This window comes from Arthrobacter ulcerisalmonis (genome assembly GCF_900609065.1).
Taxonomy (GTDB): domain Bacteria; phylum Actinomycetota; class Actinomycetes; order Actinomycetales; family Micrococcaceae; genus Arthrobacter; species Arthrobacter ulcerisalmonis.
This window is the reverse complement of the sequence record NZ_UXAU01000019.1, coordinates 190,874-200,329: the sequence shown is the minus strand read 5'-3', so window position 1 is coordinate 200,329 and position 9,456 is coordinate 190,874. Positions and strand designations below refer to the sequence as shown.

General features: G+C 63.5%; 11 protein-coding genes and 1 rRNA gene. 8 read left to right on the top strand and 4 right to left on the bottom strand.

The genetic code is table 11. The features are described from left to right. Positions 1 to 44 precede the first annotated feature (44 nt). A 16S ribosomal RNA gene (locus PSET11_RS06570) occupies positions 45 to 1,571 on the bottom strand. A 734-nt stretch (positions 1,572 to 2,305) separates the two neighbouring features. On the opposite strand from PSET11_RS06570, the gene PSET11_RS06565 reads away from it, so the two are divergent. From PSET11_RS06565 to PSET11_RS06540, 7 genes are all read left to right on the top strand, one after another. Continuing rightward, the gene (locus PSET11_RS06565; RefSeq protein WP_124091299.1) at positions 2,306 to 2,788 is read left to right on the top strand and encodes a MarR family winged helix-turn-helix transcriptional regulator; all 483 of its coding nucleotides are present in this window, start codon (positions 2,306 to 2,308) and stop codon (positions 2,786 to 2,788) included. Continuing rightward, positions 2,785 to 4,653, top strand: a complete 1,869-nt coding sequence (locus PSET11_RS06560) for an AMP-dependent synthetase/ligase (RefSeq protein ID WP_124091298.1) — start codon at positions 2,785 to 2,787, stop codon at positions 4,651 to 4,653. Before PSET11_RS06565 ends, PSET11_RS06560 begins: the two co-directional genes overlap by 4 nt. After that, positions 4,650 to 5,084, top strand: a complete 435-nt coding sequence (locus PSET11_RS06555; RefSeq protein ID WP_124091297.1) for a DUF2177 family protein — start codon at positions 4,650 to 4,652, stop codon at positions 5,082 to 5,084. The genes PSET11_RS06560 and PSET11_RS06555 overlap by 4 nt, the downstream gene beginning before the upstream one ends. A gap of 60 nt (positions 5,085 to 5,144) precedes the next feature. Continuing rightward, positions 5,145 to 5,390: a hypothetical protein gene (locus PSET11_RS06550; RefSeq protein WP_124091296.1), complete on the top strand. Its 246-nt coding sequence runs from the start codon at positions 5,145 to 5,147 to the stop codon at positions 5,388 to 5,390. 18 nt (positions 5,391 to 5,408) lie between these two features. Beyond that, a complete protein-coding gene (locus PSET11_RS16630) occupies positions 5,409 to 5,576 on the top strand; it encodes a hypothetical protein (RefSeq protein ID WP_160118968.1) in 168 nt (55 codons plus the stop codon). Between the two features lie 195 nt (positions 5,577 to 5,771). Then, entirely contained in the window at positions 5,772 to 6,350 is a 579-nt protein-coding gene (locus PSET11_RS06545; protein WP_124091295.1) for a TetR/AcrR family transcriptional regulator, read from the top strand. Further along, entirely contained in the window at positions 6,350 to 7,516 is a 1,167-nt protein-coding gene (locus PSET11_RS06540) for a GDSL-type esterase/lipase family protein (protein WP_124091294.1), read from the top strand. Before PSET11_RS06545 ends, PSET11_RS06540 begins: the two co-directional genes overlap by 1 nt. Positions 7,517 to 7,525: 9 nt before the next feature. Here PSET11_RS06540 and PSET11_RS06535 read toward each other — a convergent pair whose 3' ends face one another. Continuing rightward, a complete protein-coding gene (locus tag PSET11_RS06535; RefSeq protein WP_124091293.1) occupies positions 7,526 to 8,503 on the bottom strand; it encodes a squalene cyclase in 978 nt (325 codons plus the stop codon). A 61-nt stretch (positions 8,504 to 8,564) separates the two neighbouring features. Between PSET11_RS06535 and PSET11_RS06530 the strand changes: the two genes are divergently transcribed. Next, on the top strand, positions 8,565 to 8,777 hold the full coding sequence (locus PSET11_RS06530) for a helix-hairpin-helix domain-containing protein (RefSeq protein ID WP_124091292.1): 213 nt from the start codon (positions 8,565 to 8,567) through the stop codon (positions 8,775 to 8,777). 31 nt (positions 8,778 to 8,808) lie between these two features. Here the strand turns inward: PSET11_RS06530 and PSET11_RS06525 are convergent, their stop codons facing one another. Then, positions 8,809 to 9,012, bottom strand: coding sequence for a hypothetical protein (locus PSET11_RS06525; RefSeq protein ID WP_124091291.1), 204 nt, complete (start codon positions 9,010 to 9,012; stop codon positions 8,809 to 8,811). Between the two features lie 173 nt (positions 9,013 to 9,185). Continuing rightward, positions 9,186 to 9,389, bottom strand: coding sequence for a hypothetical protein (locus tag PSET11_RS06520; protein ID WP_124091290.1), 204 nt, complete (start codon positions 9,387 to 9,389; stop codon positions 9,186 to 9,188). Between the last annotated feature and the right edge of the window lie 67 nt (positions 9,390 to 9,456).

The following is a 9,456-nucleotide window of genomic DNA, read 5'->3' as shown; positions in this document are numbered from 1 at the left end:
ACCCACCACATACATGATGACCAGGCTTTGTAGGCGCTCCTTAGAAAGGAGGTGATCCAGCCGCACCTTCCGGTACGGCTACCTTGTTACGACTTAGTCCCAATCGCCAGTCCCACCTTCGACAGCTCCCTCCCACAAGGGGTTAGGCCACCGGCTTCGGGTGTTACCAACTTTCGTGACTTGACGGGCGGTGTGTACAAGGCCCGGGAACGTATTCACCGCAGCGTTGCTGATCTGCGATTACTAGCGACTCCGACTTCATGGGGTCGAGTTGCAGACCCCAATCCGAACTGAGACCGGCTTTTTGGGATTAGCTCCACCTCACAGTATCGCAACCCTTTGTACCGGCCATTGTAGCATGCGTGAAGCCCAAGACATAAGGGGCATGATGATTTGACGTCGTCCCCACCTTCCTCCGAGTTGACCCCGGCAGTCTCCTATGAGTCCCCACCATCACGTGCTGGCAACATAGAACGAGGGTTGCGCTCGTTGCGGGACTTAACCCAACATCTCACGACACGAGCTGACGACAACCATGCACCACCTGTAAACCAGCCACAAAGTGGGGGACGCATCTCTGCGCCTTACTAGTTCATGTCAAGCCTTGGTAAGGTTCTTCGCGTTGCATCGAATTAATCCGCATGCTCCGCCGCTTGTGCGGGCCCCCGTCAATTCCTTTGAGTTTTAGCCTTGCGGCCGTACTCCCCAGGCGGGGCACTTAATGCGTTAGCTACGGCGCGGAAAACGTGGAATGTCCCCCACACCTAGTGCCCAACGTTTACGGCATGGACTACCAGGGTATCTAATCCTGTTCGCTCCCCATGCTTTCGCTCCTCAGCGTCAGTTAATGCCCAGAGACCTGCCTTCGCCATCGGTGTTCCTCCTGATATCTGCGCATTTCACCGCTACACCAGGAATTCCAGTCTCCCCTACATCACTCTAGTCTGCCCGTACCCACCGCAGATCCGGAGTTGAGCCCCGGACTTTCACGGCAGACGCGACAAACCGCCTACGAGCTCTTTACGCCCAATAATTCCGGATAACGCTTGCGCCCTACGTATTACCGCGGCTGCTGGCACGTAGTTAGCCGGCGCTTCTTCTGCAGGTACCGTCACTTTCGCTTCTTCCCTACTGAAAGAGGTTTACAACCCGAAGGCCGTCATCCCTCACGCGGCGTCGCTGCATCAGGCTTGCGCCCATTGTGCAATATTCCCCACTGCTGCCTCCCGTAGGAGTCTGGGCCGTGTCTCAGTCCCAGTGTGGCCGGTCACCCTCTCAGGCCGGCTACCCGTCGTCGCCTTGGTAGGCCATTACCCCACCAACAAGCTGATAGGCCGCGAGTCCATCCAAAACCACAAAAAAGCTTTCCACCCCCCACCATGCGATGAGGAGTCATATCCGGTATTAGACCCAGTTTCCCAGGCTTATCCCAGAGTCAAGGGCAGGTTACTCACGTGTTACTCACCCGTTCGCCACTAATCCCCCCAGCAAGCTAGGGATCATCGTTCGACTTGCATGTGTTAAGCACGCCGCCAGCGTTCATCCTGAGCCAGGATCAAACTCTCCGTTGAAGTAAAACAAAAACGAAAAACAACCACCCACCCCGGAAATAACGGAGAAAAGCGGTCGCATAAAATTTGAAACCAGCCAAAAACACCAAACCACACCACAGGGGCGGCACGATTCAGCACATTCAACCAATCACATAACATAATCGGTATCAACAAACTTGGCACACTATTGAGTTCTCAAACAACAGACACACCCGACACCACCACAACCCAAACGGTCGCAGATCGCTCCGGAGCAACTTCCCAAACTTACCCGATCACCCACCAGAACACAAATCCATCTTCCAGGACCCACACCAGCAAACAACCAGACCCCACTCAACCCCCAGCACACAAAAACGCGGCCAGAAACCAAGAAGAAAATTTAGGGGAATGTGGCCACCCGAGGTTCCCAGTTCTTCACTGTCTCCCTCGCGGCGACTTAGAAAACAATACACGCCCACCAGCCCAACCACCAAACCAAACCCCACACCCACCCACCATCCCCAAAATCCCCGTGAATCCGGGCGTTGCAGGGGTAATGGAGGCGCCAAAGCGGCCGCACCCGCCCCGACAGGACGCTATGCTGTGCGTCACAAACCGAAGCGCCGGCAACCACCCGGGGGCCGCCGTCGTGCATTCATCTACGCCGCAGCCGAAACACATCCGCTGTCCGCTCGCCAGAGCACGTTTCACCAAGCACCCTGACATTCAACAGCCTTTGATGTTCAAATGAATTTGACTACTGTAAAGGCATGCCATCTCATCAAGCGCCACCGGACACCCCCGCAGTCCATCCGTCGGCCTTCATGCTGCAAGCCCTGCTCACCATGGCCAATGAAACGGAACGCGAGGTGGCCCGGCATCTGGGCTTGAACCTGACGGACTACCGAGCCCTTGGTGCCGTGTCCCAGGCGGGTCCCGCCACCGTGGGTGCCTTGGCCGACCAACTCGGCACCACGGCAGCCACCACCTCCGCGATCATCAGCCGGCTCGAGCAGCATGGATTTGCCGAACGGTTCCGCAGTTCGGACGATCGGCGCCAAGTCCACGTCACGTGCACTCCCGCGGCTGCCACTTCCATCACCGACTTGATGCGCCCCTTGGTGACGACCATCAGCGACCACCTGGCTTCGCTCCCCCAAGACCAACAGGCAGCGATCGGCACCTTCCTCGACACTGCCCTGCACATGATGCAGCACCATCTGCACACCCTTTCCGAGAAAGAAACCCCGTGAGAGAGTTCACCTCCCCACCCCTGGTGCACGCCACCGGGCACCGCAACGCCACCGATCTCCTCCTGGAGCGGCTCGGCACCAGCCCCGACCACGTAGCGTTCGAGGTCCGCGCGCCAGGCGCCGCCATTACCGAGCCCTGGCGGCAGGTGACCACCCAGCAGTTCACTGATGAGGTGCGTGCCCTGGCCCGGGGCTTCATCGCCGCCGGCGTGCAGCCCGGCGAATCGCTAGCCATCATGTCTCCCACAAGGTACGAATGGGCTTTGGCGGACATGGCTGCCTGGTTTGCCGGCGCCGTGGTGGTCCCGGTCTATGAGACGTCCGCACTCCCCCAAGTGATCGCCATCCTGGCCGACGCCGAGGTTCGGCTGGCCGTGGCCGGCACGGAAACGCACGCCGACCTGCTGCGACGCGGCTTCGACGAAGCAGGGCTGGACCACCTGGGCATCTGGACCATGGACTCCCGGCCCGGCGCGGACCTGGCGGACCTCGTGAACCGGGGTGCCGCCGTCGTCGACGCCGCTGTGGAGGAACGGCGGCTGCTGGCCGGCCCCGATACGGTGGCCACCATCGTGTACACGTCCGGCACCACCGCCGCCCCGAAGGGCGCCCTGATCACCCACGGCAACTTCGTGGGGCAGGTCCTCAACGTGGCGGCCGCGTATTCGGCCGTGGTCCGCGAGGGTGGAAACACCATCATCTTCCTGCCCATGGCGCACGTCTTGGCTCGCGGCCTGCAGCTGATCTGCCTGGCCAACGGCATGCGGATCGCGCACCTGGCCGATCCCCGCGAGGTGGTCCCCGCCCTCGGCGCCCTCCGGCCCACGTTCCTGGTGATGGTCCCCCGCGTGCTGCAGAAAATCCAGGCCTCGGCGGCTGGGGCAGCTGCGCAGAAGCGGCTGGGCCGGGTGTGGGCGGCGGCGCAGCGCACCGCCGTCGAGTGGGGCCGTTTTGCGGAAGCGCACGACGCCGACCCAACAGTCAGCGCCCCGCTCGGCTTGCGTGCCCGGCACGCTGTGTTCGACAAGCTTTTCTACCGCCGCCTCCGTGCGCTGGTGGGCGGCCGGCTGGACTATCTGCTGTCCGGGGCCGCGGCACTGGATGCCGAGCTCTCGCTGTTTTTCCGCGGCTTGGGCCTGCCGGTGATCGAAGGTTACGGCCTGACCGAAACCACGGCGCCACTGACCGGAAACTTGCCCGGCGCCATCAAAGCCGGGACGGTGGGCGTGCCCATGCCGGGCACCACCGTCCGGCTCACGGACCAGGGCGAGGTGCTGGCCCGAGGCGTGGGTGTTTTTGCCGGGTACCGCCGCGCCGCGGACAACGCTGCAGCCTTCACGGACGGGTTTTTTCACACCGGCGACCTGGGCGAACTCGATGCGCAAGGCAGGCTCACCATCAAGGGCCGGCTCAAGGACGTCATTGTCACCGCCGGCGGCAAAACCGTGTCGCCCTCCATCTGGGAAGGCTACGTGGAGGGCGATCCCCTGGTGGCGCACGCCGTGATGGTGGGCGAAGGCAAACCGTACCTGGGCGGGCTGGTGCTGCTGGATCCCGAGTCCGTGGCCGCCTGGGCCGAGCGCGAGGGCTTCGCAGAACTCACCGCCCTGAAGATCCCGGACGACGGCGGCGCCATCCAGATCGACGACGCCCGGCTCCTCACCGCAATTGGCCAGGCTGTCAGCGCAGCAAACGCAAAGATTGCCCGCTCCGAGCAGGTCCGACGGTTTGTGCTGCTCTTGGCCGACCTCAGCGAAGCCAACGGCAACGTCACACCCACCATGAAACTCAAACGCAACGCCTTCACCGACAAGGCCCGCCACCTGGTGGAGAGCCTCTACACCGACCCCAGGAGCCAGGCATGAAACCGCACCTCAAACGATGGTTCCTCGCCTACGGGGTAACAGCAGTGATCTTCGCCGCCCTCGATGTGGTCTGGATCCTCGGCGTGGCCAACCCGCAGTACAAGGCCCAGATCGGCGACCTGATCGCGACGAACACCAACTACGTTGCCGCCGTCGCCTTTTACCTCATTTACGTCGCCGGCATGGTGCACTACGGCGTCCGCCCCAACGAGCGGAACGCCACCCTGCGCCAACGCGTCACTGGCGCAGCGCTCTTCGGCTTCTTCACCTACGCCACCTGGGCGCTCACCGGGCTGGCCGTGCTGAAGGGATTCCCCACCCTGGTGGCCATCACGGACATCGCCTGGGGCACCGTGGCTTGCGCCGTTGTCACGTGGCTGACAACGCTGGTGCTGGGCAAGGTCCTCCGACGGGATATCGCGGCGAGCTGACCGGTTGAGGTCAGAGCGGCAGCTGTGGGCCTTCAATCAGCGTCGGACGAGGACATTCTCGTGGATCGATGTGTATCCCTGGCCGAGGAAATCCTCGACGTCGGCACCATCGGCCACCACGGCGGCTTCGCTCCCGTACCCCAGAAGATTCGCAGTCAGCACCGGGCCGCCATCGGTTTTGCAGATGGATCCCCACTGATCGGGATTTTCGTCAGCGAACTGGATGAGGCACACGCCGGGCTCATCGGCAGGCCTCGCCAAGTAAAACCGGAATCCCCCGGACTCAGCCGCAAAACGCACGGTTGATGGGGTGGGCTGCCATCAGTGGACGTGACAGGTTCCTTCACCAACGGCTTCGCGGACGCCCACGTGGTCCGGGTGACCGCGGCTGGCGGACTGGCCCCCGCTGCGCCGGTAGCCGGGGACCTCTCAGCTCTCGACGGGATGGAGCTGCTCGATGTGATGTTCGTGCTGGAGCTGACGGTGGCTTGAGTGATCAAACTAGAGCGGCCGCCACGTTGGAGCTGACACCCACGCGCGGGAGTTCAATTCTGGCCACGACTGCACCTCCACTGGATAGATTCCCATCACAATCCTCGGGCCGCAGGAATGGCATGCGCCTGCGGGCTGTTCCCGACCAAAACCTACGCATATTAGGGATTAACCTAAGGCATGTAGGATGGAGGTATGCCGCGCGCCAACCTCACCGAACACATCGTCCTCAAAGCTGCCTTGGCCCTTGCAGACCGCGAGGGACTTGACGCGGTCACGATGACCGCCGTCGCACGGCACTTCGGCGTGCAACCGGCCAGCCTCTACGAGCACGTCCGGGGATTGGCCGCCCTGATGGACGGCATCCAGCGGCTTGCCTTTGACGAACTCGGCGCATTGGTCGGTGCAGGCGTCGCCGGGCTTTCCGCCAAGGCAGCCCTCCGGGCGCTCGCCGATGTGCACCGATCCTACGCACTCGACCACCCCGGGGCCTGGGCCGCACTGCAGCGACCCGCGACCACCGAAATCGCTCAATCCCCTGAAGCAGCGAGAATCGCAACGCTTCTACTCGCGGTAATCAGGGGCTACGCCATCCCGGCGAAGGACCTCGTCCATGCTTCGCGCCTGGTGGGGGCAACCATCAATGGGTTTTTGGCCCTCACCCGCACTGAGGCCTACTCCCACCGCGCCGACGACACCAATGAATCCTGGGCAGCCGCAGTCAACGCCTTGGACCGCGCACTGACCTCTTGGCCCACGGAAGGTACCTCCTGATGATCAGCACCCCCTTCACCCACGACTTCGTCCGTGGGGCCGCCGCGCTCGATCCGACACCCCGTGGTGCCGCCCCACACCGGCTGCCAGCCTGGGTACGGCAGCAGTTTCCCGACCCGCAACTCCTTGGCGCCGAAGCCCAGCCCTCCGGAGTCCATTTGGCCTTCAGCACCACGGCGTCCCGCATCGAACTCGAAATACACCCGTCACGGGTCACCTACCGGGGCACGCACCGGGCCCGAGGCCACGTTGACGTCTTCATCGACGGCACGCTGCACACCAGAGACGAACTCACTGGTGGCGACTGGCTCGAGGTGGACCTGCAAACTGGAGGAACCAGCCCGTATGCAGGCCCGGCCCACACCACCGCGGTGACGGATCTGGGTTCCGCCACGAAATCCGTGGAGATCTGGCTGCCCCACAACGAAACCATCGAGCTTATCGACCTCCGTACGGACGCTCCGATCACGGCCGGCACCCCTGCCGCCCGCCTCTGGGTCCACCACGGTGGCTCCATCAGCCAAGGATCGAACGCGCTGGCACCGACCGGGATCTGGCCGGTCATCGCCGCGCAATCGGCTGGGGACGTGGAACTGCGCAACCTTGGCTTCGGCGGCAGCGCCCTCGTCGATCCGTTCATGGCCCGGGTCATCCGCGATGCTCCCGCCGATCTCATCAGCGTCAAGCTCGGCATTAACGTGGTCAACTACGACGCCATGCGGTTGCGTGCCTTCGTACCCGCGGTCCACGGCTTTCTGGACACCATCCGCGAGGGGCATCCCCACACCCCTATCCTGCTCATCTCCCCCATCTTCTGCGCCATCCACGAAGACACCCCCGGACCGGGATCGATCAGGGCGGACACCCTGGGCACAGACCGGGTGCAGTTCACCACCACCGAAACACCCGGCGACACCGCCCAGGGGCGCCTGACCCTCGAGGTCATCCGCGAGGCCCTGCGCACAGTCGCCGAGCGCAGGGCCGGCGACCCGAACCTGCACTACCTCGACGGGCTCACGCTTTACGGCCGGGCAGACGCGGACGCACTTCCGTTGCCCGACGGACTGCACCCAGGGCCCGAGGCGCACCACCTCATCGGGCGCCGCTTCGCCCACCACGCTTTCGCTCCGGGAGGCCCGTTCAGCCAATCGGTGGCTTCGCCGTAACCAGCAGGGCTAATCCTGGCTGTCGTCCCACCATTCCAACACCCGGACGGCGTGGAACGTCAGCCACTTCGAAGGCTCCCCGGCAGGCGCATCGTATTCGAACCAGACCCGGCCCGGGTGCCGCCGTTCCTGCACCCACGTGCCGTCCGCTTGCCGGGCTGACCTGACCAGTTCGATAGCTTCCGCCAACCGCGGGTCCGGGGCGGCGCCGTCGTACATTGCGGCCGACCGGAAGTGGTCCAGGGCGTTCAGTGCGCTGTAGAACCAGCGGAACGGGTAGACGAACCGCGGCGCCCAGGAGGCCACCAGCTCCCCCTTCGATTCCCGGTACAGCAGCCTGCGGACGAGGAGATATTCCTCGCCGCGGTGCCGGGCAGCCTCCAATTCGGCGGAGCCACCAACGGCCTGTTCGTAGTACAGGAGCCCCTTCAGGACGTTGATGGTGGAGTGGAACGAGGAGCGGGTTGACCCCTCCACCCACTCGCAGTTCCAGCCGCCGTCCGGCAACTGGTGGTCGATGAACCACTCGGAAATACTGGCGACGTCGGCACCCAGCCACACGCCGTTGGCCAGCGTAAACGCGTTGATGCAGCAGTCCACCTCGCCGCCCCAGTACGGCAGATTGTCGTACTCCCACCTGCTGTTCTGGGCCAGCAGCTCTGCAGTGCCTGCGAGCGCGGCAGCGTCCAGCCCCCACTCCCGGACCGCGTTCAGCGACCAGGTGGTCGCGGTGTAGGGCTGGCCGGCATCGGCCGCGGCCTCTGGCCCGTTGAAGTCGAAGTCCTTGGGGAAGTATGCGCCGCCTGCCCATTGGCCATCGGCGTCCTGGTGCGAGAGGAGTTCCGCACCAAAGCCCTCCGTGGCGATTCGGCCCCGCGTGGCTTTCCAGGCATCAGCCGGCAAACCGGCCAGGTCACGCTCCACCTGCCAGCGGAGGGTGGGGTCGGAGTCGAGGAGCCAGTCGAGCAGAGCGGAATCCACAGCCATAAGCCGGACACTAGCACGGCGGCGTCCGTCTGCCGAGGCCTCGCGGGTACGCTCTTCTGCTATGAGCACCCGAGACACTCCAGCCCAAATTGGCGACCTGCCGCCGATCGGTAGGCCCGCAAACAGCGCGCTCCTGGCTGCTGGCATCAGCACGCTTGAGCAGGTGGCGACGCACTCGCGGTCGGAGTTACTGGCCATGCACGGGGTGGGGCCGCGCGCCATTCGGATCCTTGAAGAGGAGTTGGCCGCTCAGGGCAAGGCGTTCGCGAAATAGGCCTGGCGTTCGGCGCCTACCAGTGGGCGCGTCAGTCTTCGAGGAGTGCTGCGTCCGGTGGTACTTCAGCGCGACGGGCCTGGACCGGGCTGTGAGGCGCCGTGTGCCCCACGTTCAGTTGGCGTTGCTTGAAGTCGGCGATACTAATGGCTCGGCCAATCACCAATGCCAGAATGACCGACAGCATGATCCATGCCGCGGCAATGACCAGGACCGTCAAGGAACCGTTCATCATGCCACTACACCTTTGCTTCTCCCCCATGAGAACCAGAGTCGCCACTATCAGCGGCCTGGGCCAGAGATCGCATGACCCCTGGGCATCAGTCCGTGAAGGTCAACGTCCGGCACCAGACTACACAGCCTGCTGATGAAGCCGAGGACCTGGTGTCCAGTGTTTCGTCAGCGGCTTTATTTCTTCCGGCCCACGACGCTCAGGTGCACGTCCAGCTCGTCGGCGGGAACACCTAGAACCTTTGCTGCCAAGGATTCTGTATACGCCTGGATCTCGCCGGCTTTCCGGGCGACTGTCGCCTGATAAACGTCCGGAATGGTAATGGTCCACCACTTTCCGTCCTTGACCGCTGTTGCTTCCAACGTGCGCACTTCGCTCATGTCATTCCTCGCAGTCAATCCGTAAGTCTACTTATCATCTTACGCTGCTACTGGGGAATACGACGCC